Here is a 21,465-nt window from a genome sequence, read left to right as displayed (position 1 = left end):
GTGCTGTCGCCAGATCAGGTTGGCAAGACACCCCGCGAACGTGACAGGGTCAGCGCCAGGTCTTCGATCATGTCTTCCTGACCGCCGACGGTGCCGCGTCGACCCAGTTCCACCAGCAGCTCACGTGCGGCAATGCCGTACTTTTGCTCGGCACGTTTGGCGAACAACAGGAACGAACTGTAGACCCCGGCGTAACCCAGGGTCAGCGCATCGCGGTCGAGGCGGATCGGCTGGTCCATCATCGGCACTACCAGGTCCTCGGCAACGTCCATGATCCGGTACAAGTCGATGCCACTGTTGACGCCCATCCGCTCAAGCACCGCGACAAACACTTCGAGCGGCGTATTGCCCGCCCCTGCGCCCAGCCCCGCTACCGAACCGTCGATACGTGCGGCGCCCGCCTCGATCGCGGCAAGGGAATTGGCAATCGCCATGCCCATGTTGTGGTGACCGTGAAAACCGACTTCGGTCCCGGCACTCAGCCCTGCTCGCAATGCAGCGATTTTCTCAGTGACTTCATCAGGCAGCATGTAGCCAGCCGAGTCAGTGCAGTAAATGCAGTTGGCCCCATAACTCTCCATCAACCGCGCCTGCTCCAGCAGTTTTTCTGCGCTAACCATGTGCGCCATCATCAGAAAGCCGACGGTATCCAGGCCCATCTTCGCTGACATGCCGATGTGCTGGCCGGAGACGTCCGCCTCGGTGCAGTGGGTGGCCACACGAATGGTCGACACCCCGTGTTCATGGGCCATTCTCAAATGATCGAGGGTGCCGATACCCGGCAACAACAGCGCCGAGACCTTGGCCTGTTTCATACGCGGGATCACCGCCGCGAAGTACTCCTCGTCGCTGTGGGCGGGAAAACCGTAGTTCAGCGACGCACCGCCCAGGCCATCGCCGTGGGTGATTTCGATCAGCGGCACGCCGGCCGCATCGAGACCGGTCGCTACCGAGATCATCTGTTCCAGGCTGATTTGATGCTGTTTGGCATGCATGCCGTCGCGCAGGCTCATGTCGTGCAGACGGACGCTCTTACCTTGCAAATTCATGGCAATTCTCCACTCAACGGACGGGCAGTTGCAGGGTGCCCTTGTGGGCTTCTTCGGCGAACATCTCGGCGGTACGCAGCCCCGCAGCGGTCATGATGTCCAGGTTGCCGGCGGACTTTGGCAGGAAGTCGCCGAGGCCTTCGACTTCGATGAAAATCGACACCTTGTGCCCATCGAACACCGGGCCATTGATCAGCTTGTAGCCGGGAACATAACGCTGCACTTCCTTGACCATCTGCAACACCGAGGTGCGAATGGCGTCCTGATTCGGTTCGTCATCCGTCAGGCAGTGGATGGTGTCGCGCATCATCAGCGGTGGCTCGGCCGGGTTGATGACGATGATTGCCTTGCCGCGTCGGGCGCCGCCGATTTTCTCCACCGCACCGGCCGTGGTGCGGGTGAATTCGTCGATGTTCTGGCGAGTGCCCGGGCCGACCGAACCGGAGGACACGGTGGCGACGATCTCGCCGTAACTCACCGACTGGACCCGCGACACGGCCGCGACCATCGGAATGGTCGCCTGGCCACCGCACGTCACCATGTTGACGTTCATTGCCAACGTTGCCGCGTGTTCCTTGAGATTGACCGGTGGCACGCAGAACGGGCCGATGGCCGCGGGCGTGAGATCAATCATGATCACCCCCAGTTCGTTGAGCTTGCGGCTGTTTTCCGCGTGTACGTAGGCCGAGGTGGCATCGAAGGCGATGCGAATATCATCGTCGAGTACATGGGGCAGCAGCCCGTCGACGCCCTCGGCCGTGGTTTTCACGCCCAATTCACGGGCGCGTTTAAGGCCCTCGGACTGAGGGTCGACGCCGACCATCCACACCGGCTCGATCCATTCCGATCGGTACATTTTCATCAGCAGGTCAGTGCCGATATTGCCCGGGCCGATAATGGCCGCTCTGAGTTTCTTGCTCATCCGGTTAAACCCCACAGGTCAGGCGCAGAAGGACACCTGGGCACTGCCCAGGCCATCGATGGTCAGAGAAAAAAGGTCGCCCGCACGCGCAGGCTCCAGCGGCACCAAAGAGCCTGAGAGAATGATTTCCCCGGCCTTGAACGGAATACCGAAGGCGCCCAGGGTGTTGGCCAGCCAGGCCACGGCCGTCAGCGGATTACCCTGCACCGCCGAGCCCAAACCTTCGCTGAGAGGCTCGCCATTCTTGAACACACGCATGCGCAAGTTGGGCAAATCCAGCGTCCGTGGATCGACCTGAACATCGCCCAGCACGAACACACCGCAAGAGGCGTTGTCGGCGACGGTGTCTTGTATGCGGATCCGCCAGTCATGAATCCGTGAGTCGACAATTTCGAAGCACGGCATCACGTATTCGGTCGCTTCCAGCACGTCGGCTTCGGTAACACCGGGGCCGATCAGATCGTGCTTGAGCTTGAAGGCAATCTCGCCCTCGGCGCGCGGCTGGATCAGCTTGTTCGCTGCGAGGGAGATTTTCGCGTCATTGGCGAACGACATCTGCCGGGTGATGAAGCCGAAATCCGGTTGATGCACATTGAGCATTTGCTGGACCGCTGCGGAGGTCACGCCGATTTTCTTGCCGACAATCCGGTCACCGGCGGCCACCCGGCGTTCGATGCTGTAGAGGGAAATATGGTAGGCGTCTTCGATACTGATCGATGGCCAGCGCTCGGTCAGCGGCGCCAGGGTGGTGCCGCTCAGCAACGCCTGATACAGCTCTTCACCGTATTGATGGCGCAGTTGTTCACTCATGAGCGAGCCTCCTCAAAGAACGCCAGGCACTCGCGGTTGAACAGTTCACGGTGCTCGACCATCACCCAATGCCCGCATTCGCTGAGCAGGACAAAGCGAATGTTCTGGCAGTGCTGCATCATCGTTTGCGCGCCAGACACCGGGCAGAATTTGTCGTTCATGCCCCAGAAACCGAGGATCGGACACTGCAACTCGCCGAGGCGCGAGGTCATGTTCGGCACTTGCATGGTCGACAACACGCAGACCGGTTGCTGTCGCACCACTGCGACCCGCTCATTGACCGTCTCGTCGCTGATCAAGGCCTCATCGAACAGTTGCAGCGCCAACAGCCGGCGCATTCCGCCCGCATCGTGCAGTTCACCCTTGGCGAAGGCCGCACCCATTTTCTGGATGCCTTCCATCTGCAAATAATACTGTTCTTTTTCCATCAGGCCACCGGGCGCCATCAGCACCATCCGGCTGACCCGCTGCGGCTGGTCGAGGGCCAGTTTGATCGCGATCGCACCGCCCAGAGAATTGCCGACCAGCACGCATCGCTGGATATCCAGGGCATCGAGCAAATCGCTCAAGGCGGCGACAAAGAAGTCCAGGGTGTAGAGGGTGTCTGGCTTATCTGAAGCGCCATAACCCGGCAGGTCGGGAACGATAGTCCGGTAACCGGCCGCGGCAAACACCGGGTAGTTCTGCTTGAAGTTGCTGTGACCGCTGGCGCCCGGCCCGCTGCCGTGAAGGAAAATCACCGGCTCGCCGCTGCCGATGTCCTGCCCGCCGATATCCAAGTAGTGCAGCTGCAAACCCTGCGGCAGCGTAACGAAGTGCCCTTGCGCTGATGCGCTCATAAGGTGTCCTCCCGGCCTGTTGTTGTCGCCGGATTATTCCGAGCGCCCGGGCAAACAACATCGTCCGACAGGACTACGCCCAGGGGGCGTTCTCAGTTAGTTTCCCCGCCGCGTTGTCGCCTTAAAGCGGGCCAGGCAAGGCGCAGGCCGCTGGAAATGGTTGTTCCCTTTCCAAGGCCTGCAACGCAGCCTGGCCCGCTTTAAGGCACAACCCGAAGGGCCGGGCCTGCTGTTGTGCAGGGCTGCGTTGCTCGAAGCTTATTTGGAACGACCAAACCACGCTTCTCGCGCCTTGCCCTGCACAACAGCAGACCCGGCGCGGTGTGGAAACTAACTGAGAACGCCCCCTAGTCTTTTCGGACGTTGGCTGCCGGGTGCCACGCACCTAGCATCGACAGCATTCCCGAGCGACAGAACGAGGCATCCCATGCTTGATCCGATGGACTTTCGCGGCAAAGTGGTACTGGTCACCGGCGGTGGCAAAGGAGTCGGTCGCGGCATCAGTCAGCGTTTTCTCGACTGTGGTGCCGACGTGGTGATCTGCGGTCGCGAAGCACCGGACACCCTGCCTGCCAGTGCTGGGCGCGAGGCGCTGTTTCTGCCCTGCGACCTGCGGGATGTCGAGCAGTCCGCGCAGTTGATCGACAGTATCGTCGAGCGTTTCGGTCGCCTCGATGTATTGGTCAACAATGCCGGCGGTTCACCGAATGCCGAGGCGGCCAGTGCCTCGCCGCGCTTTAGCGAAGCGATCATCCGCCTCAACCTGTTGGCGCCGCTGAATCTCTGTCAGCAGGCCAACAAGGTGATGCAGGCGCAAGCCGACGGTGGCGCAATCATCAATATTTGCAGCGTCAGTGCGACCCGCCCTTCGCCCGGCACTGCTGCCTATGGCGCGGCCAAGGCCGGGTTGCTGAACCTGACCGGTTCGCTGGCGGTGGAATGGGCGCCCAAGGTGCGGGTCAACGCTGTGACGGCCGGGTTGATTCTCACCGAGCAGGCGGCCATGCATTATGGCGATCAGGCGGGCATTGCCCGGGTGGCGGCCACCATCCCGCTGCAACGCCTGGCGGCTCCGGAAGACATCGGCGATACCTGTCTGTACCTGGCATCAACGCTGGCACGTTATGTCAGCGGCGCGGACATCACCGTGCACGGTGGTGGCGAACGCCCGGCGTTTCTCGATGCGGCACAATCCCATTGAACAAGAGGAATTCCAGCATGCCCGCGATTGCCCGCCACAGCGTCCTGCTCGACCTCACCCCACAAGCCGCGTGGGCCAAACTGCGCGACCTGAGCCTCGCCCCGCATTACGTGCCGGGGTTGACCGGTTGCCAGTTTCATCCCGGTGCACGCGAAGGGATTGGCGCCAGTCGCCGGGTATTTCGCAAGGGTGGTCAGTGGCTGGATGAAAGCGTGGTGCAATGGCAGGACGGTGTCGGTTTTGTGCTGATTTTGCACAAGGCCAGCGGCGGCGCGCCCTTCCCGTTCCGCGAGGCCAGCTTCAGTTATGCCTTGCAGGCCGAGGGTGATGCGACGCGCATTACCACGCAAATGAACTACAGCCTGCGCGGTGGCCGGCTGGTGGAATGGTTGCTGGCGAAGGCGTTCAACAACGTCGTGCGCCAGATCGCCGAGAACCTCAAGGCCTACTACGAAACCGGGCAGACGCAGAATCGCGACTTGCTCACCGCCACACCTCAGGAACGCGCCCTGTAGCAGCTGCCGAGCCTGCGAGGCCTGTGGGAGCGAGCTTGCTCGCGATAGCGGAGTGTCAGGCGAAATCGATGTTGAATGTGCCGGCTTCATCGCGAGCAAGCTCGCTCCCACAGGCCTCGCAGGCTCGGCAGCTGCTACAGGGGTTTATGCGTGGCTTTGGGGGATTAGGTTCGCCTCGCTCCAATAGGCTTTCATCGAGCGGATCTTGCCGTCGGCATCGAACTCCATCACGTCGATCACATGGATCGAGCACGGCTGCCCGGCCCACTCCATGTCGACACGAAACGGCATCGCCCCACAACCGTTGAGTGTCGCCCGAACCGGGCCGGTCAGGGTCGCCGAGACTTTGCTCGCGCCCAGCCCTTCGCGGTAGAAACGTTCTATATCGACGATCCCCTGCAACGGCAGCTGACCGACCGGGTCTTCGACCACTGCATCCTCGCTGTAAAGCGCAATGATCCCGTCGATGTCACCGGCGTCCACCAATGCCACATAACGCGCCATGGTTGCTTGAATCTGTTGTGCACTGATCACTCAGACCACCTCGAACAGTGCGGCGGCACCCATGCCGCCGCCGATGCACATACTCACCACCACGTAACGCAATCCACGGCGCTGCCCCTCGACCAACGCGTGACCGACCATCCGCGCACCGGACATACCGAAAGGATGGCCCACCGAAATCGCACCACCGTTGACGTTCATGTGTTCAGCGGGAATGCCCAGGGTGTCGCGGCAATACAGCACCTGACAGGCAAACGCCTCGTTCAACTCCCAGAGGCCAATGTGGTCCACGGTCAGGCCATGGCGCTTGAGCAGTTTCGGGATGGCGAAGACCGGGCCGATGCCCATCTCGTCGGAATTGCAGCCAGCGACCGCCATCCCGCGATAAATCCCCAGCGGCTCCAGGCCACGCTTCTCGGCCAATTTGGCACTCATCAACACCGAGGCCGAAGCACCGTCGGACAGTTGCGAGGCGTTGCCGGCCGTGATGAAGCGGCCCTTTTCACTCCATTGACCGCCCGGCCACACCGGCTCCAGCGCACTCAGGCTTTCGCGGGTGGTGTCGATGCGGTTGCACTCGTCGCGCAGCAAGGTGACGGATTCGTAGCGGGTTTCGCCACTGTCCTTGTCGAAGATCGCCTTGCGACTGGTCAGCGGCGCGAGTTCACGGTCGAACAATCCATTACTCTGAGCCAACGCGGTTCGCACCTGGCTCTGGTAGCTGTATTCATCCTGTTCCTCGCGGGAAATCCCGTAGCGTGTGGAGACGATCTCGCCGGTTTCGATCATTGGGATATAAGCGTGCGGATCCAGCTCAATCACCGAGGCTGACTGATTGCGGTACAGGTTCTTGTGCTTGTTCTGCACCAGCGAAATCGACTCCAGGCCACCGGCCACGGCGATGTCGATTTCATCGCACATGATGCCTTTGGCAGCCATGGCAATGCTCATCAGCCCCGATGAACACTGGCGCTCGACCGCCATCCCGGCGACCGAGGTCGGCAAGCCGCCGGCAATCGCGCACAGACGCCCCAAGTTATAAGACTGCGTGCCCTGCTGCGCTGCCGCGCCGATGATCACATCGTCCACTTCGCCCGGCTCGATGCCGGCGCGACGCACGGCTTCGCGCACCACATGGCCGCCGAGCTGCGGCGCGTCAGTGTCATTGAATGCACCGCGAAAGGCTTTGCCGATCGGGGTACGGGCGGTCGAAACGATGACGGCTTCTTTCATGCTGGATTCCTCGAATGTTCTGTTAAAGGGTTCACGCGGGGTAGTAACGGCTGATGGTGTCGACCACACAGCCGGGACGCTCCTCGCCGTCGATGTCGACGCTGACGCGAATGGTCGCCTGAACGCCGCCCTTGACCTCCTCGACCGCCATCAATTGCGCACTGCCGCGCACCCGCGAGCCAACACGCACCACCGTGGGAAAGCGCACCCGCTCGCAGCCATAATTGACACCCATGGCAATGCCGCGTACCTCGACGATCTGCGGTAAAAACAGATTGACCAACGCCAAGCTTAGATAGCCATGGGCAATGCAGGCGCCGAAGGGACCGCTGGCTGCCTTGACGGGATCGACGTGAATCCACTGGTGATCACCGGTCGCCTCGGCGAACAGGTCGATGCGGTCCTGCGCGAGAACCAGCCAGTCGCTGACGCCCAGCACCTCTCCCACGGCATCGTGCAAGGCGAGGGGCGTGTCGAAAATACGTGGCATGTTCACGCCCTCTGACTGGAAACCGACAACACTTCGCCGGTCATGTAGGAACTGTAGTCGCTGGCCAGAAACATCATCACGTTGGCCACTTCCCAGACCTCGGCGGCACGACCAAACGCCTCGTTGGCGGCGAGTTGATCAAGCACTGCCTGAGGGGCGGACTTACGCAGGAAATCGTGCAACGCAATGCTCGGGCTCACCGCGTTGATGCGGATTCCGTAGTCGGCGGCCTCGACCGCGGCGCAACGGGTCAACGCCATGACCCCGGCCTTGGCCGCGGCGTAGTGCGACTGCTCTTTCTGCGCCCGCCAGCCCAGCACCGAAGCGTTGTTGACGATGACCCCGGCACGCCGCTCGATCATCTTCGGCAACATCGCACGGGTCATGCGCATGGTGCCGGTGAGCGTCACATCGAGGACCCGGTTCCACTCCTCATCCGTCATGTCCACCAGCAGCCGTGAACCACCAAGACCGGCGTTGTTGATCAGTACATCGACGCCCTGCAGATCGCGCTCGGCGCAGGCGATCAGCTGTTGAACCTGAGCTTCGTCAGCGACATTGCAGACCTGACCGAAGACCTGTTGCAGGCCGGTCGCTTCGCGGATTTTCAACACCGCTTCCGCCAGCCGGCCTTCATGGATATCGCTGATCATCAAGGCGCGACAACCCTCCTCGGCGGCACGCACCGCGGCGGAAAACCCGATACCGGCCCCGGCCGCGGCCGTGATCAGCACTGACTTGTCACGCAGCAAACCGTGACCCGCAACATAGTGAGGAACAGACATGGAAAACTCCTTGGTCAGGTGCGCAGGCGCGGTTCTTTGGGCATTCCCAGGGCGCGCTCGGCGATGATGTTGCGCTGGATCTCGTTGCTGCCGCCGTAGAGGGTGTCGGCGCGACTGAACAGGTACAGCGATTGCAAACGGGTGAGTTGATAGGGCGCGGCTTCCAGCAGCTCCGCCTCGGCGCCGAGGACGTCCATCGCCAGCTTGCCGAGGCTGGCGTGCCAGGTGGACCAGAACAGTTTGTAGATGGTCGCTTCCTTGCGCAGCGAACCGTCCTGCGCTCCGGACAGCATGCGCAGCGAGTTGTAGCGCATGATCCGCAGCCCGCTCCAGGCTTCGGCCAGGCGCTGGCGCAGGATCGGGTCGCGTGCGGCGCCATTGGCCCGGGCGATGGCGATGATTTCATTCAGTTCATTGTGAAATTGCATCTGCTGGCCGAGGGTCGATACCCCGCGCTCGAAACCGAGCAACGCCATGGCGATCTTCCAGCCCTCACCCGGCGCGCCGATGATATTGGCGGCGTCGGTGCAGGCATCATCGAAGAACACTTCGTTGAACTCAGAGGTGCCTGTGAGCTGCTCGATCGGCCGCACGCTAATCTCCGTCTGGGCCATGGGCACCAGCAAGAAGGACAAGCCGCGATGGCCAACGCTGCCCGGTTCCGTGCGGGCGATCACAAAACACCAGTCCGACTCATGGGCCAGGGAGGTCCAGACTTTTTGTCCGTTGATCACCCAAGTGCCGCGGGCTTCATCAAGCACCGCGCGGGTCTTGACGTTGGCCAGGTCGGACCCGGCCCCCGGTTCGGAATAGCCCTGACACCAGAAGGACGTGCCGTTGACGATGCCCGGCAGAAAGCGCTGTTGCTGCTCGGCAGTGCCGAACGCGGCAATGGTCGGTCCGGCCAGCCCTTCGCCGATATGCCCCATGCGTCCCGGGCCGCCAGCGCGGGCGTACTCTTCGTGGAAAATCACTTGCTGGCTGATCGACAGTCCACGCCCACCGTGCTCCGGCGCCCAGCCCACACACGTCCAGCCGCCCTCGGCGAGTTTGCGTTCCCAGGCTTTGCGTTCCTCGGGAAACATATGTTCGTCACCCGGGCCGCCGCGAAAACGCAGGGGCTCGAATTCACCGCACAGGTTAGCGCTCAACCAGTCGGCTACTTCCTGACGGAAGCGCTCGTCCTGCTCACTGAAACTGATTTTCATGGCTGCTCCCCAAGAATCGCCACGGCAATGCGCTCTCGATGCCAGGCAGGTGCGCCGAGAAAGCTTTCACTGGCGCGAGCGCGTTTGAAGTAGAGGTGCGGATCGTATTCCCAGGTGAAACCAACGCCGCCATGCAACTGGATCGACTCGGACGCGCAGTGGAAATAGGTTTCAGAGCACTGCGCCTTGGCCAGCGCCGCCGCCAGCGGCAGCTCGGCGGCCACCTGCGGGTCGCCTTCAGGATCGAGGACTTCCTGGGCCACGCAGGCCGCGTAATAACTGGCCGAACGTGCGCATTCGACCTGCAGCATCATGTCGGCGGCACGGTGTTTGAGCGCCTGAAAACTGGCGATGGGTCGACCGAACTGCTGGCGTTCCTGCATATAGGCAACGCTCAGGTCGAGCACCTGCTGCGCGCCACCGGTCTGTTCGGCAGCCAGGCCGATGCAAGCCAGTTGCAGCACCCGCTCCAGGTGTGGCCAGCCCGAGCCGAACTCACCGAGCAGGCAGTCAGCGCTGAGGTACAGACCCTTGAGCTGAACCCGTGCCTGACGACGGGTCTGGTCCATGGTCGGCAACATTTGACGCTCGATCCCCAACCGGTCCGCGTCCACTGCGAACAGGCTGATGCCCGCCTCGCCGGTCGATCCGGGAACCCGTGCGGCGATGATCAAGAGCTCAGCGCTGTGCCCGTCGAGCACATGATTGAGGGTTCCATCCAGCACAAAACCCTCGCCCTCAGTCACCACCGTGGCCTGAACATCCTTGGCCGCCCAGCCGTTGGCGCTGCTGAAGGCCAGCGTAGCGGTGAGGCTGCCGTCGGCGATCAAGGGCAACCAGCGTTGTTTTTGTTGTTCATTGGCGGCCAGCAACAGCGCTGGCGTGGCCATGCAGGCGGTGGCGAAGAACGGCGAACACAGCAAGCGCCGGCCCATCTGTTCCAGCAAAATCGACAGTTCGACAAAGCCCAGTCCCAGGCCGCCGTACGCTTCGGGAATATGAATCGCCGGCCAGTACATTTCGCGGCACAGACGCTGCCAGAGCGCCTCGTCAAAACCTCGCTCGCTGACCATCGCCGCTCGCACGGCGGCAGAATCCGAGACATCGGCGAGAAAGCCCTCGGCCGATGCGCGGATCATTTCCTGTTCGTCGCTGAATGCAAACTCCATCGCGGCGCCTTCTGCTCGTTAGGCGGGGCACGCATGAAGCGACACCCCTCTGGCCTTCGAGTTTGGTGCCAGCGGCACACGACAGAAACGTCAGGGCTGCCTAGTCCAAATGGGCGATGCCGAGCCGGTTACGAGCAAGCCTTCACTCTGACCTCGGTATCGGTTCAGCCGATAGAAGCCTGCGAATTATCGATTTGAGCTGGCGTCGGCGTCCCCGGAGTATGGGGCCACCTCCAACAACAAAAACAAAGGACCCGCCATGACTGCCCGATTCCACAATCCAGTTGATACACGTTTCGGCTGGGGCAGCCTTCTCGAGCTTGCCTCTATCACCGAAAACCAAAAGGTCGCCCTTGTCACTTTTCCCGAAGCTCGCGGGCTGGGATTGGTCGATCGTATTGAGGACCTGCTGGGCGACCGATTGGTGTACGTCATCGAGGACGTCCAGCCCAATCCGGACGTGGCTCAACTGCGCGATACGTATGAGCGCTTTTGGCAGGAGGCCGGCGAATGTCACACAGTCATCGCTGTGGGCGGAGGCAGCGCCATCGACACCGCCAAGGCGTTGATCGTGGGCACTGAGTCGGGTCGTTTTGATGAATTGCTCGCGTTGCTGGCAACGGGTAAACCCTTCGTCCCGGCGCGTAGCAAGTTACTGATTGCGGCCCCGACCACGGCGGGTACCGGCAGTGAAGTTACCCCTTGGGCCACCATCTGGGACTCGGCAAGCCACAAGAAATACTCTCTGCACCTGGACAGCACCTGGCCGAAAGTGGCCATTGTCGATCCGCAGTTAATGCTGACGGTTCCGGCGGGGGTCACTGTTTCAACGGGCCTGGATGCCCTGTCTCATGCGCTGGAGTCGATCTGGAACATCAATGCCAACCCGATATCGGACACCTTCGCCATCTCCGCCATCGAGGACATCCTGGAATGCCTGCCGCTGCTGCGTCATGACTTGTCCAGCAGGGAACTACGTTCGCGCATGGCATTGGCTGCACTCAAGGCAGGGTTGGCTTTCTCCAATACCAAAACTGCACTGGCCCATTCGATTTCTTACGAAATGACCCTGCGCTACGGCCTGCCGCATGGTATCGCCTGCTCCTTCACTCTGCCGCTGGTGTTGGGCCTCGCCTGGGGCCACGACGAAGCGCGCGACCGAACCCTTCAGCGAATATTCGGCAACGACCTGCAGAGCGCTCAAGACCAATTGCGCGAGTTCCTGCATAGCCTGGGAGTGAAGACGGAGTTTGCCGACTACGGTGTAACGCCATCGGAAGCCGAGGAAATGATCAATTTCGCCATGCAGGGCGCCAGAGGCAAAAACTTCATCGGCTCACAGGCGGCCTAGCGCCTGCCAACCCCAACCAAGCACTGTCAGCGGCGTGACGAGCCGCGACGATTTCCTGCCGCACCCACAAAAGAGTGCACCCTCCGACACCATTCGGGGGGACCGAACAATAATAAGGAAAAGATCATGAATCGTGCCCAAACCATGCCTCGACTCGCAGTGCGCACCTCATCGTTCCGAGTAGCCCAGTGGCGCATGCTGCTGGCGGCGATGTTCTGCTATCTGTTTTTCTACACCGGTCGGCAGACATTCGGTTTCGCCATTCCGGGTATCCAGGCCGAGTTCGGCTTTACCAAGGAGCACCTAGGGTGGGCTTCGGCGGCCATGCTCTGGGCCTATGCCATTGGCCAGGCCATCAACGGCAACCTCGCGGACAAGTTCGGCGGCCGACGCATCATGACCGCCGGTGCCGTACTGTCCTGCGCCGCCAACTGGGTGACCAGCTTCGCCAGTGGTTTTACCGCTCTGATCTTGCCTTGGGGTCTCAACGGTTACTTCCAGGCCTTGGGCTGGGCGCCCGGGAGTCGACTCATCTCCAATTGGTGGAGTGCCGGCGAGCGCGGCAAGGTGTATGGCTTTTACGTGTTTGCCGCCGGTTGCGCCTCTGTCCTTTCTTACGTGACCTCAATCGTTGTGCTTGAGGTGATGCATCTGGAGTGGCGCTGGATCTTTCGGTTGCCCGTGCTGCTGATGCTGGCTGGCGGCATCATCTTCTACCTGGTGGCCCGTGAACGTCCGCAGGACATGGGTTTCGAACCGCTCGCCGATACCGGCGTAGCCAATGCCGATGACAAAAACCACGAAGTGGCACACGGTGAAGTCGAATCGTCCGCGCAACGCTACAAAGCCGTTCTAAAGAACTTTCGTTTGATCATCGCCGCGGTATCCCTGGGATTCCAGAACGCTGCTCGCTATGGCTTGATCGTCTGGGTGCCGGTGCACTTTCTGGGTGCCAACTGGAAAAGCGGCGACAGCATGGTCGATCCGAAGTGGATTACGGTTGCCCTGCCGGTGGGCATGGCCATCGGCGCCCTCAGTAATGGCTGGGTTTCGGACAAGCTGTTCGGCTCCAAACGCTACCTGGCGATCATGCTCTACATGTTCCTCGGTGCAGCGACCAGCCTGTGGATGTGGAGCCTCCCGCCTCATAGCGCAATTGGCCTGGTGGCGCTGTTCCTCTGTGGTTTCTTCGTTTACGGCCCGGCGTCGAGTTTCTGGGCGCTCTGCCCAGACCTGGTCGGCGCAAAGCGAGCTGGCACGGCAACCGGCGTGATGAACTTCTCGTCCTATCTGTTCGCCGGCCTGGCGGAACCGTTGATCGGCAGTATGCTCGACAGTACCGGCAACACTTCATTGATCTTCATCGTGGTCACCGCTGCATGCCTGTGCAGTGCGGCGGTCGCGTTGTTCATCAGACGCTGATTACGCAGCATGGATGCTGGTAGACAGGCAACGACTCAGGAACAGGACCTTCTATGTACCAGTACCACAAGTGGTTACGTTCCTTTCATGCGGTGGCGAAGACCGGCAGTTTCACCCTCGCCGCCGAGTACCTGAGCGTTGGTCAGCCGACTGTCAGTGAACAGGTCAACGCGCTGGAGAAGAAGTTCTCCGTGGAACTCTTTCATCGTCGAGGCCGTTTTATCGAAATGAGTTCGGCGGGACACAAGCTCTATGCGATCACCCAGGGGCTATTCGGCCAAGAGGATGAAGCCGTGCAACTTCTGCAAAGTTTCAAGCAACGCAAGACAGGCATGCTGCGCTTGGGGGCGGTCTCTCCTCCCATTGCGATGAACCTGACTTACGAATTGATGCAGCGGCATCCGGACATCGAGCTGGAAACGTCGTTCTCTCCTGAAAAAGAAACACTGGATCGTCTCTTCAACTTCGACATCGATGTGGCGATTCTTGCGCTCTCCGAATTCGACCAGCGCTTTGATACTCAGCTTTATCGACGCTATCCGATTATTGCCGTCGTCCGCGACGACCATCCCTGGGCCAGTCAGAAAGAGGTGCATGTCGAGCAGATCAGCAGCGAGAAGTGGGTCCTTCGTGAAAAAAGCTCTCGCACACGCCAACTGGTGGAAGAGAGCTGCAAGCGCCTGGACGTCGCCCTGAACTGCGTCATGCAGTTGAACAGTCGTGAAGCCATTGTCCATGCCATCGCCAAGGGCATCGGCATCGGTTTCGTTTCGGCCGTCGAGTACGCCGAAACGCCGGGCACCAAGCCGATCACCTTCGTCAATCATCCGTTTTCGATCGATTACCACCTGTGCTGCCTGGGTATTCGAAGAAACCGGCCAATGATCGCGGAGTTGTTCGACTCCAGCCCAATACCGACAACCTGATTCCGTAACGCGTTTTAACACTCAATAGGCTTACCTCCTGGTGACGAGAGGGACGGCCTACCCATACCCAAAAATGGAGATTCGTCATGCACTACAAACAACCCACTCACCTGCAAGCCGTTGTTCTGGACTGGGCGGGCACCGTCGTTGATTTCGGTTCCTTCGCCCCAACCCAAATTTTCGTCGAAGCGTTCGGCGAGTTTGGCGTAGCCGTTTCGCTGGAGGAAGCACGTGGCCCCATGGGCATGGGCAAGTGGGACCACATCCGCACGTTATGCAACCAGCCACAGATCGCCGAACGCTACCGAGCGGTCTTTGATCGCCTGCCGACCGATGATGATGTCACGGCGCTTTATGAGCGCTTCATGCCGCTGCAAATCGAGAAGATCGCGTTGCATTCCGCCGTGATTCCCGGAGCACTGGATGCCATCGGTGCCTTGCGCGACAAGGGCCTGAAAATCGGTTCGTGTTCCGGTTACCCGGCAGTCGTCATGGCAAAAGTGGTGGAGCTGGCGCGCCAGAACGGCTACGTCGCCGACCATGTGGTAGCGACCGACGAAGTACCCAATGGTCGCCCGCACCCGGCTCAGGCCTTGGCCAATGTAATCGCTCTGGGGATCAGTGACGTCGCGGCTTGCGTGAAGGTCGACGACACGTGGCCCGGCATTCTCGAAGGTCGTAGCGCAGGTATGTGGACAGTCGCATTGACCTGCTCCGGCAACGCACTGGGCTTGACCTACGATCAGTACAAGGCATTGCCCTCCGACAAACTGGCCGAAGAGCGTGCCCGCATCATCAAGATGTTCGAAGGCTCTCGCCCGCACTATCTGATCGACACCATCGTCGAGTTGCCGGCAGTCATCGAAGACATCAATGCCCGCCTTGCGCGCGGTGAAACCCCTCAGGGTTCCTGACGCCATACGGCGGCTGAAGCTGACAGTGGCCGTCCACGGACGGCCGCAACGGATAACAACAAGAGAGACTCATCATGATCTACGCCCAACCTGGCACTCCCGGTGCCATCGTTTCCTTCAAGTCCCGTTATGGCAACTACATCGGCGGTGAGTTCGTTGCGCCGGTCAATGGTCAGTACTTCACCACGACTTCTCCCGTGAATGGCCAACCGATTGCCGAATTCCCGCGCTCCACGGCCGAAGACATCGAAAAGGCCCTGGACGCTGCCCACGCGGCCGCCGATGCCTGGGGCGCCACGTCCGCCCAGGCTCGCTCGCTGGTGCTGCTGAAAATCGCCGACCGCATCGAACAGAACCTCGAAGTCCTGGCAATCACCGAGTCCTGGGACAACGGTAAAGCCGTGCGTGAAACCCTCAACGCCGACATCCCGCTGGCGGCGGACCATTTCCGCTACTTCGCCGGTTGCATCCGCGCTCAGGAAGGCAGCGCCGCCGAGATCGACGGCAACACCGTGGCCTATCACATCCATGAACCACTGGGCGTGGTCGGCCAGATCATCCCGTGGAACTTCCCGATCCTGATGGCCGCCTGGAAACTCGCCCCGGCCCTGGCGGCTGGTAACTGCGTGGTGCTCAAGCCCGCCGAACAAACCCCGCTGGGCATTACCGTGCTGATGGAGCTGATCGGCGACCTGTTGCCGCCGGGCGTGCTGAACGTCGTGCAAGGCTTCGGCAAAGAAGCCGGCGAAGCGCTGGCCACCAGCAAACGCATCGCCAAGATCGCCTTCACCGGCTCGACCCCGGTCGGCTCGCACATCATGAAATGCGCCGCCGAAAACATCATTCCGTCCACCGTGGAGCTGGGTGGCAAGTCGCCGAACATCTTCTTCGCCGACATCATGCAAGCCGAAGAAACCTTCATCGAAAAAGCCGCCGAAGGCCTGGTGCTGGCGTTCTTCAACCAGGGCGAAGTCTGCACCTGCCCGTCCCGCGCCTTGGTGCAAGAGTCGATCTACGACGACTTCATGAAAGTCGTGATGAAAAAAGTGCTGTCGATCAAACGTGGCGACCCGCTGGACACCGACACCATGGTCGGCGCCCAGGCGTCCGAGCAGCAATTCGACAAAATCCTTTCATACCTGGAAATCGCCAAGGGCGAAGGCGCCGAGCTGCTGACCGGCGGCAAGATTGAAAAACTCGAGGGCAACCTGGCGACCGGGTATTACATCCAGCCGACCCTGCTCAAGGGCACCAACAAAATGCGCGTGTTCCAGGAAGAAATCTTTGGCCCGGTGGTGAGCATCACCACCTTCAAGGACGAAGCCGAAGCCCTGGCCATCGCCAACGACACCGAGTTCGGCCTGGGTGCCGGTCTGTGGACCCGCGACATCAACCGCGCCTATCGCATGGGCCGCGCGATCAAGGCCGGTCGTGTGTGGACCAACTGCTACCACCTGTACCCGGCGCACGCCGCGTTCGGCGGTTACAAAAAATCCGGTGTCGGTCGTGAAACCCACAAAATGATGCTCGATCACTATCAGCAGACCAAAAACCTGCTGGTGAGCTACGACATCAATCCGTTGGGCTTCTTCTAAAAAGCATGGGCGATGCAGATGTTTCTGCGTCGCCCTTTCAATAGTCATCGCGAGCAAGCTCGCTCCCACAGTGATTTTGGCCAGTTCCAAAAGGTGGGGTTCACTTCACAACCCTGTGGGAGCGAGCTTGCTCGCGATGGCGTGAAACAGGCCGAGCGTTAGCTCGCCTGCAGCTTTTGATCTTGATGCACCGCCCCCATCACTTCTGATACTAACCCTGTAGCACTCGGTAACATCCGGCGCTGTTACGGTGCGTCTTTTCAACGACTCGACGTCACGCGCCCCGCTCTACAAGGCCAAAAACAGCCATGGCGCAAATTGTGCATCTAAACGCAATCCAATCCTGCTTGAAGCCGCCATGCGCCCCAAGGAACTGAAACTCTGGACTACCGGTGTTGCCCATTTACTGGACCTTCCTCCCGGGCATGCGCGGTTAGCAGGCTTAAGTCACTGGTTGCGGCAAGTATGCCCGGTCGATCACTTCGTTCTGTTCGTCTACGAAGGCAATCATCGGCCGTTGGCGCTGTTCGACACCTTCGCAGCCGACAAGCGTGCGGTGTATGTCGATGACTATCAGTGCGGGCCCTATTTACTTGATCCGTTCTACCTGGCTTGCACTCGCGGGCAAGCGCCTGGACTGTGGCGTTTGCGACAGTTCGCACCCGACCACTTCTACCTCGGCGAGTATTACCTGACGTATTACCAGCAAACCGGGCTGGCTGAAGAAGTGGCGTTTTTCGTCGACCTCGGCGGCGGCGCCATGGCCGTTCTGTCGTTGATGCGATCCACCGCCAGCTGTGCTTTTGGTCGTGACGAGATGCAGTTGATCGAGTGTGCGCAGGCTGTGGTTGAACAGGTCATCAATGAAGCTTGGCGTTTGCGTCAAGCCCTGCAACCACGCCCGGCGCAGGACCTGGACTTCAAGATCCGCGAAGCCTTCGATCAGTTCGGCGCGCACATCCTCACCCACCGCGAACAAGAGATTGTGCAGTTGCTGCTACGCGGTCACTCCAGCGCCTCGGTCGCCGAACAACTGGGCATCAGTCCTGGCACGGTGAAGATTCACCGCAAGAACATCTACGCCAAGCTCGGCATCGGCAGCCAGTCCGAATTGCTCGGGCTGTTTATCCGCGACCTTACCGGTCAGGAACTGGTCGTCGAAGCCTGACACCTGAAACCGACTCTATCCCCCAAGGGATATATACAGCGCAAAACCCCGATTGCTAGTTTGGCCCCCGACGCACTGATTCATCACTGCAAGGGAGCCCGCCTCGTGAACAACAGCGTGAACGACACTTCGCCAAGCGATATCGAATTCTGCAACGTGGTCAAACGCTATGGCGAGGTGTCGGCCGTCAATGGCCTGAACTTCGCGGTGCGTCGCGGCTCATTCCATTCCTTCCTCGGCGGTTCCGGCTGCGGCAAAACCACCACCCTGCGCATGATAGCCGGCTTCGAACAGCCCAGTAGCGGCGAAGTGCGCCTGTCGGGCAAGAACGTTGCCGGAGTGCCGGCGTTTGAGCGGCCGGTGAACATGGTGTTCCAGCATTACGCCCTCTTCCCGCACCTGACAGTGGCGCAGAACATCGCCTATGGGCTGCGTTATCGCACCCCGCGACCCGACAAAAAAACTCAACTGCGCATGGCTGATGAAGCGTTGGAAATGGTGCGCCTGAGCGGCTTCGGCCAACGCAAGCCGAGTGAACTTTCCGGCGGCCAACAGCAGCGCGTGGCCCTGGCCCGGGCGCTGGTGAACAAGCCGACCGTGTTGCTGCTGGACGAGCCGCTGGCGGCGCTGGACCGCAAGCTGCGCAAGGAAATGCAATCCGAATTGCTGCGCCTGCAACGCGAAGTCGGCATCACCTTTGTGCTGGTCACCCACGATCAGGAAGAAGCCTTGTCGATGAGTGACAGCATCAGCGTGATGCACAACGGTTCGATCATCCAGACCGCCACCCCGGAACAACTGTATGAAGCGCCGGCCAGCCGTTACGTGGCCGACTTTATTGGCGAATCCAATCTGTTCAACGGCACGGTTCGTCAAATGCAGGGCGATTCAGTAGTGCTGCGCACCGAGCAAGGACTGGAACTGACCAGCCCATTGACGCCCACCGGCAAAGCCTTAAGCGCAGACGTCGCCGGTTGCATCGCGGTGCGCCCTGAGCTGATCAGCATCGCCAGCGCCAACGCCGACATGACCCGAGAAGTGAAGCTGCAAGGCCACGTGGAAGACCGCATCTACCTCGGCAACTCCACCGAATACCGCGTGCGCACCCAAGCCTTTGGCGTGGTTTGCGTGCGTGTGCCGCGCCAACAGGATCACGGCGCCAATGCATTCGAACACGGCGCTGCAGTGAGCGTCGGCTGGGATCACGCCAATGGCCTGGCCATGGCGTTGTAAATCATCGATTCGTTTCATCAACCGAATGTGGAGCGTGCTATGGACCAGAAGACGTTTATCAAAACCCTGCGTAGCTGGCAGAACGGCTCGATCAGCCGCCGCGAGTTCCTTGGCCGCACAGGCCTGGGAATTGCCGCAGCGGTGGTCGCAACCAACATGCCTGGCCTGCTGACTTCCACCGCCGAGGCCGCCGAGCAGGCCAAGCTGGGCGATCGCCTGTCGCTGGCGACCTGGCCGAATTACCACAGCCAGGAAAACCTCGACACCTTCGCCAAAACCACCGGTGCGCGCGTTTCGATGAGCGTGTTCGGTTCCAACGAAGAGATGCTTGCCAAATTGCAGGCCGGTGGCAGTGGCTGGGACGTACTGGTGCCGACCAACTACACCATCAGCACTTACGTTGGCCTGGGCCTGATCGAACCATTGGACTTGTCGCGCATTCCCAACTTTGAGGCGTCGGCTTTCCAGCAAAAGTTCATGGCCCAAGGAACGGTGGACGGCAAGGTGTATGCGGTACCGAAAAACTGGGGCACTACCGGCATGCTCTACGACGCCGGCAAACTGAAGAACGGCCCCGCCAGCTGGAAAGAATTCTGGGCAGCAGCTCAAGGCCCCGCCAGCGGCCGGACAATGGTTCACGATTACCAACTGACCGCCATCGGCAACGCGCTGAAAAGCTTCGGCTATAGCTTCAATTCCCTGGACCCGAAAGAACTGGCCGATGCCGAAAAACTGCTGATCGAGGTCAAGCCGCACCTGTTCGCCATCAACTCCGACATCCAGCCGTCAATGCGCAGCGGCGATGCCTGGCTGGCGATGTCCTGGACCGGCGATGCCTCTCAGTTGCACCGCGACAACGCGCAGATGCAGTTCGAACTGGGCAAGGAAGGTGGCGAACTGTGGAGTGACTTCTTTGCCATACCCAAAAGCTCGGAGCACAAGGACGCGGCCTACGCCTTCATCAACTACCTGCTCGATCCGCAGCACAACAAGCTCGAAGTGTTGAGCCACGGCTACCCGAGCGGCGACAAACGCGTCGATGCGTTGCTGCCCACCGCCATGCTCGACGATCCGATCATGTACCCGGCCGCCGAAGCGCTCAGTCCTCTGGAGTTCGGTGCCGCGGCGACGCTCACCAGCCCGGCGCGCGCCGAATTGATGGCTCGCTTCAAGTCCGCCTGATCGCCTGGCCATGGCCAATGAGGAGTCCCCCATGAACGCCACCACCCACCCGCAAACGGTGCGGCCGGGCAATGCCCTGTCGGTCGAGGTTCGCCAACGGCGCAGCCTCGGCCGGCGGATCACCCTGCTGATGCTCTTGCCCTCGACCTTGTGGTTCCTGCTGCTGTTGTTGATGCCGCTGGTGATCATCCTGGTCTTCAGTTTCGGCGAGCGCAGTGCCGTGGGCGGTTACGCCGGTGGCTTCACGCTGGCCAACTACTTGAACCTCGGTTCCCGTGGCGCGGCGTTCAGCAACACGCTGATGTTGGCGCCGCTGGGCACGCTGGTGTGCCTGGTGGCGGCTTACCCGCTGGCGTATTTTCTGGCGGTCAAGGTCAGCAAGAACCGCTCGCTGCTGCTGACGCTGGTGATTGTGCCGTTCTGGACCAGTTTCCTGATCCGCACTTACGCCTGGATTTTCATCCTCAGCGGCAAGGGCATTCCGGCCCTGCTCGCCAGCCTTGGCCTTGAAGACGTGCGGCTGATCAATACGCCGTGGGCGGTGCTGATCGGCATCGTTTACGGCTACTTGCCGCTGATGGTGTTTCCGATTTACGTCAGCCTGGAAAAACTCGACAAGCGTCTGCTCGAAGCCTCGGCGGACCTGGGTGCCAGCGCTTTCGAAAGTTTCCGGCGGATCACCCTGCCACTCTCCGCGCCCGGGATCATCACCGGGGTGATGTTGGTGTTCATCCTGTTGATGGGCGAGTTCCTGATCCCGGCCATTCTCGGTGGCGGCAAAGTGTTCTTCGTCGGCAACGCACTGGTCGACCTGTTTCTGCAATCGCGCAACTGGCCCTTCGGCAGCGCGCTGGCGATGACCTTGGTGGCGATGATGCTGCTGATCATCGGCGTGTATTTGAAACTGGTGGCGCGCTATGGCGGCCGCCCTGCCGACGGAGGGTTGTGA

General features: G+C 60.7%; 21 protein-coding genes. 11 read left to right on the top strand and 10 right to left on the bottom strand.

The features are described 5' to 3' along the window. Window positions 1-14: 14 nt before the first annotated feature. The 4 genes from dmpG to AC3IUE_RS12215 are packed head-to-tail and all read right to left on the bottom strand — an operon-like array spanning window position 15 to window position 3,620. Entirely contained in the window at window positions 15-1,049 is a 1,035-nt protein-coding gene (dmpG, locus tag AC3IUE_RS12230; RefSeq protein WP_046054844.1) for a 4-hydroxy-2-oxovalerate aldolase, read from the bottom strand. A 13-nt stretch (window positions 1,050-1,062) separates the two neighbouring features. Further along, window positions 1,063-1,971, bottom strand: a complete 909-nt coding sequence (locus AC3IUE_RS12225) for an acetaldehyde dehydrogenase (acetylating) (RefSeq protein ID WP_095128530.1) — start codon at window positions 1,969-1,971, stop codon at window positions 1,063-1,065. Between the two features lie 18 nt (window positions 1,972-1,989). Next, the gene (locus tag AC3IUE_RS12220) at window positions 1,990-2,781 is read right to left on the bottom strand and encodes a fumarylacetoacetate hydrolase family protein (protein WP_489267667.1); all 792 of its coding nucleotides are present in this window, start codon (window positions 2,779-2,781) and stop codon (window positions 1,990-1,992) included. Next, complete coding sequence (locus AC3IUE_RS12215) at window positions 2,778-3,620, bottom strand: alpha/beta fold hydrolase (RefSeq protein ID WP_489267665.1); 843 nt, start codon at window positions 3,618-3,620, stop codon at window positions 2,778-2,780. Before AC3IUE_RS12215 ends, AC3IUE_RS12220 begins: the two co-directional genes overlap by 4 nt. A gap of 427 nt (window positions 3,621-4,047) precedes the next feature. Between AC3IUE_RS12215 and AC3IUE_RS12210 the strand changes: the two genes are divergently transcribed. Both AC3IUE_RS12210 and AC3IUE_RS12205 read left to right on the top strand, forming a co-directional pair. Beyond that, a complete protein-coding gene (locus AC3IUE_RS12210; RefSeq protein ID WP_489267663.1) occupies window positions 4,048-4,821 on the top strand; it encodes an SDR family oxidoreductase in 774 nt (257 codons plus the stop codon). Window positions 4,822-4,838: 17 nt separating this feature from the next. After that, entirely contained in the window at window positions 4,839-5,336 is a 498-nt protein-coding gene (locus tag AC3IUE_RS12205) for an SRPBCC family protein (protein ID WP_489267661.1), read from the top strand. Window positions 5,337-5,480: 144 nt separating this feature from the next. On the opposite strand, the gene AC3IUE_RS12200 is transcribed toward AC3IUE_RS12205, so the two are convergent. From AC3IUE_RS12200 to AC3IUE_RS12175, 6 genes are read right to left on the bottom strand one after another with little or no spacing between them, the layout of a single operon-like run. Next, window positions 5,481-5,870: a steroid Delta-isomerase gene (locus AC3IUE_RS12200; RefSeq protein ID WP_489267659.1), complete on the bottom strand. Its 390-nt coding sequence runs from the start codon at window positions 5,868-5,870 to the stop codon at window positions 5,481-5,483. Then, window positions 5,871-7,073 carry an acetyl-CoA C-acyltransferase gene (locus tag AC3IUE_RS12195; RefSeq protein WP_489267657.1) on the bottom strand — a complete coding sequence of 401 codons (1,203 nt, stop codon included), beginning with the start codon at window positions 7,071-7,073 and terminating at the stop codon, window positions 5,871-5,873. A gap of 31 nt (window positions 7,074-7,104) precedes the next feature. Beyond that, window positions 7,105-7,563 carry a MaoC family dehydratase gene (locus AC3IUE_RS12190; protein ID WP_489267655.1) on the bottom strand — a complete coding sequence of 153 codons (459 nt, stop codon included), beginning with the start codon at window positions 7,561-7,563 and terminating at the stop codon, window positions 7,105-7,107. A gap of 2 nt (window positions 7,564-7,565) precedes the next feature. Next, entirely contained in the window at window positions 7,566-8,348 is a 783-nt protein-coding gene (locus AC3IUE_RS12185) for an SDR family oxidoreductase (RefSeq protein ID WP_134418707.1), read from the bottom strand. 14 nt (window positions 8,349-8,362) lie between these two features. Further along, window positions 8,363-9,556 (bottom strand): acyl-CoA dehydrogenase family protein, encoded by a 1,194-nt coding sequence (locus AC3IUE_RS12180; RefSeq protein ID WP_489267653.1) that lies wholly within the window; start codon window positions 9,554-9,556, stop codon window positions 8,363-8,365. After that, the gene (locus AC3IUE_RS12175) at window positions 9,553-10,725 is read right to left on the bottom strand and encodes an acyl-CoA dehydrogenase family protein (protein WP_489267651.1); all 1,173 of its coding nucleotides are present in this window, start codon (window positions 10,723-10,725) and stop codon (window positions 9,553-9,555) included. Before AC3IUE_RS12175 ends, AC3IUE_RS12180 begins: the two co-directional genes overlap by 4 nt. 259 nt (window positions 10,726-10,984) lie before the next feature. Here AC3IUE_RS12175 and psrA point away from each other — a divergent pair, with 259 nt between their 5' ends. The 9 genes from psrA (at window position 10,985) to AC3IUE_RS12130 (ending at window position 21,465) form a co-directional block, all read left to right on the top strand. Continuing rightward, the gene (gene psrA, locus AC3IUE_RS12170; protein ID WP_415760016.1) at window positions 10,985-12,076 is read left to right on the top strand and encodes an iron-containing alcohol dehydrogenase PsrA; all 1,092 of its coding nucleotides are present in this window, start codon (window positions 10,985-10,987) and stop codon (window positions 12,074-12,076) included. A gap of 126 nt (window positions 12,077-12,202) precedes the next feature. Continuing rightward, window positions 12,203-13,498 (top strand): MFS transporter, encoded by a 1,296-nt coding sequence (locus AC3IUE_RS12165; protein WP_489267649.1) that lies wholly within the window; start codon window positions 12,203-12,205, stop codon window positions 13,496-13,498. A gap of 53 nt (window positions 13,499-13,551) precedes the next feature. Continuing rightward, a complete protein-coding gene (locus tag AC3IUE_RS12160) occupies window positions 13,552-14,424 on the top strand; it encodes a LysR substrate-binding domain-containing protein (protein WP_056744707.1) in 873 nt (290 codons plus the stop codon). Between the two features lie 86 nt (window positions 14,425-14,510). Then, entirely contained in the window at window positions 14,511-15,338 is an 828-nt protein-coding gene (gene phnX, locus AC3IUE_RS12155) for a phosphonoacetaldehyde hydrolase (protein WP_056744705.1), read from the top strand. Between the two features lie 74 nt (window positions 15,339-15,412). Next, window positions 15,413-16,933 (top strand): acetaldehyde dehydrogenase ExaC, encoded by a 1,521-nt coding sequence (gene exaC, locus AC3IUE_RS12150; protein ID WP_489267646.1) that lies wholly within the window; start codon window positions 15,413-15,415, stop codon window positions 16,931-16,933. A 358-nt stretch (window positions 16,934-17,291) separates the two neighbouring features. Further along, window positions 17,292-18,101 (top strand): response regulator transcription factor, encoded by an 810-nt coding sequence (locus AC3IUE_RS12145; protein ID WP_461997753.1) that lies wholly within the window; start codon window positions 17,292-17,294, stop codon window positions 18,099-18,101. Between the two features lie 105 nt (window positions 18,102-18,206). Beyond that, window positions 18,207-19,334, top strand: coding sequence for an ABC transporter ATP-binding protein (locus AC3IUE_RS12140; RefSeq protein WP_403144341.1), 1,128 nt, complete (start codon window positions 18,207-18,209; stop codon window positions 19,332-19,334). 39 nt (window positions 19,335-19,373) lie between these two features. Beyond that, window positions 19,374-20,516 carry an ABC transporter substrate-binding protein gene (locus AC3IUE_RS12135; protein ID WP_461963421.1) on the top strand — a complete coding sequence of 381 codons (1,143 nt, stop codon included), beginning with the start codon at window positions 19,374-19,376 and terminating at the stop codon, window positions 20,514-20,516. A gap of 31 nt (window positions 20,517-20,547) precedes the next feature. Further along, window positions 20,548-21,465, top strand: a complete 918-nt coding sequence (locus tag AC3IUE_RS12130) for an ABC transporter permease (protein ID WP_489267643.1) — start codon at window positions 20,548-20,550, stop codon at window positions 21,463-21,465.

The sequence above is a fragment of the Pseudomonas sp. GL_093 genome, from assembly GCF_057837605.1.
This window is presented reverse-complemented; position numbering and strand designations above follow the sequence as displayed.

Bases quoted from the DNA above. Each gene is read 5' to 3' on its own strand.
- dmpG (WP_046054844.1), bottom strand. From the start codon at position 1,049: ATGAATTTGCAAGGTAAGAGCGTCCGTCTGCACGACATGAGCCTGCGC.
- AC3IUE_RS12225 (WP_095128530.1), bottom strand. From the start codon at position 1,971: ATGAGCAAGAAACTCAGAGCGGCCATTATCGGCCCGGGCAATATCGGC.
- AC3IUE_RS12220 (WP_489267667.1), bottom strand. From the start codon at position 2,781: ATGAGTGAACAACTGCGCCATCAATACGGTGAAGAGCTGTATCAGGCG.
- AC3IUE_RS12215 (WP_489267665.1), bottom strand. From the start codon at position 3,620: ATGAGCGCATCAGCGCAAGGGCACTTCGTTACGCTGCCGCAGGGTTTG.
- AC3IUE_RS12210 (WP_489267663.1), top strand. From the start codon at position 4,048: ATGCTTGATCCGATGGACTTTCGCGGCAAAGTGGTACTGGTCACCGGC.
- AC3IUE_RS12205 (WP_489267661.1), top strand. From the start codon at position 4,839: ATGCCCGCGATTGCCCGCCACAGCGTCCTGCTCGACCTCACCCCACAA.
- AC3IUE_RS12195 (WP_489267657.1), bottom strand. From the start codon at position 7,073: ATGAAAGAAGCCGTCATCGTTTCGACCGCCCGTACCCCGATCGGCAAA.
- AC3IUE_RS12190 (WP_489267655.1), bottom strand. From the start codon at position 7,563: ATGCCACGTATTTTCGACACGCCCCTCGCCTTGCACGATGCCGTGGGA.
- AC3IUE_RS12185 (WP_134418707.1), bottom strand. From the start codon at position 8,348: ATGTCTGTTCCTCACTATGTTGCGGGTCACGGTTTGCTGCGTGACAAG.
- AC3IUE_RS12180 (WP_489267653.1), bottom strand. From the start codon at position 9,556: ATGAAAATCAGTTTCAGTGAGCAGGACGAGCGCTTCCGTCAGGAAGTA.
- AC3IUE_RS12175 (WP_489267651.1), bottom strand. From the start codon at position 10,725: ATGGAGTTTGCATTCAGCGACGAACAGGAAATGATCCGCGCATCGGCC.
- psrA (WP_415760016.1), top strand. From the start codon at position 10,985: ATGACTGCCCGATTCCACAATCCAGTTGATACACGTTTCGGCTGGGGC.
- AC3IUE_RS12165 (WP_489267649.1), top strand. From the start codon at position 12,203: ATGAATCGTGCCCAAACCATGCCTCGACTCGCAGTGCGCACCTCATCG.
- AC3IUE_RS12160 (WP_056744707.1), top strand. From the start codon at position 13,552: ATGTACCAGTACCACAAGTGGTTACGTTCCTTTCATGCGGTGGCGAAG.
- phnX (WP_056744705.1), top strand. From the start codon at position 14,511: ATGCACTACAAACAACCCACTCACCTGCAAGCCGTTGTTCTGGACTGG.
- exaC (WP_489267646.1), top strand. From the start codon at position 15,413: ATGATCTACGCCCAACCTGGCACTCCCGGTGCCATCGTTTCCTTCAAG.
- AC3IUE_RS12145 (WP_461997753.1), top strand. From the start codon at position 17,292: ATGCGCCCCAAGGAACTGAAACTCTGGACTACCGGTGTTGCCCATTTA.
- AC3IUE_RS12135 (WP_461963421.1), top strand. From the start codon at position 19,374: ATGGACCAGAAGACGTTTATCAAAACCCTGCGTAGCTGGCAGAACGGC.
- AC3IUE_RS12130 (WP_489267643.1), top strand. From the start codon at position 20,548: ATGAACGCCACCACCCACCCGCAAACGGTGCGGCCGGGCAATGCCCTG.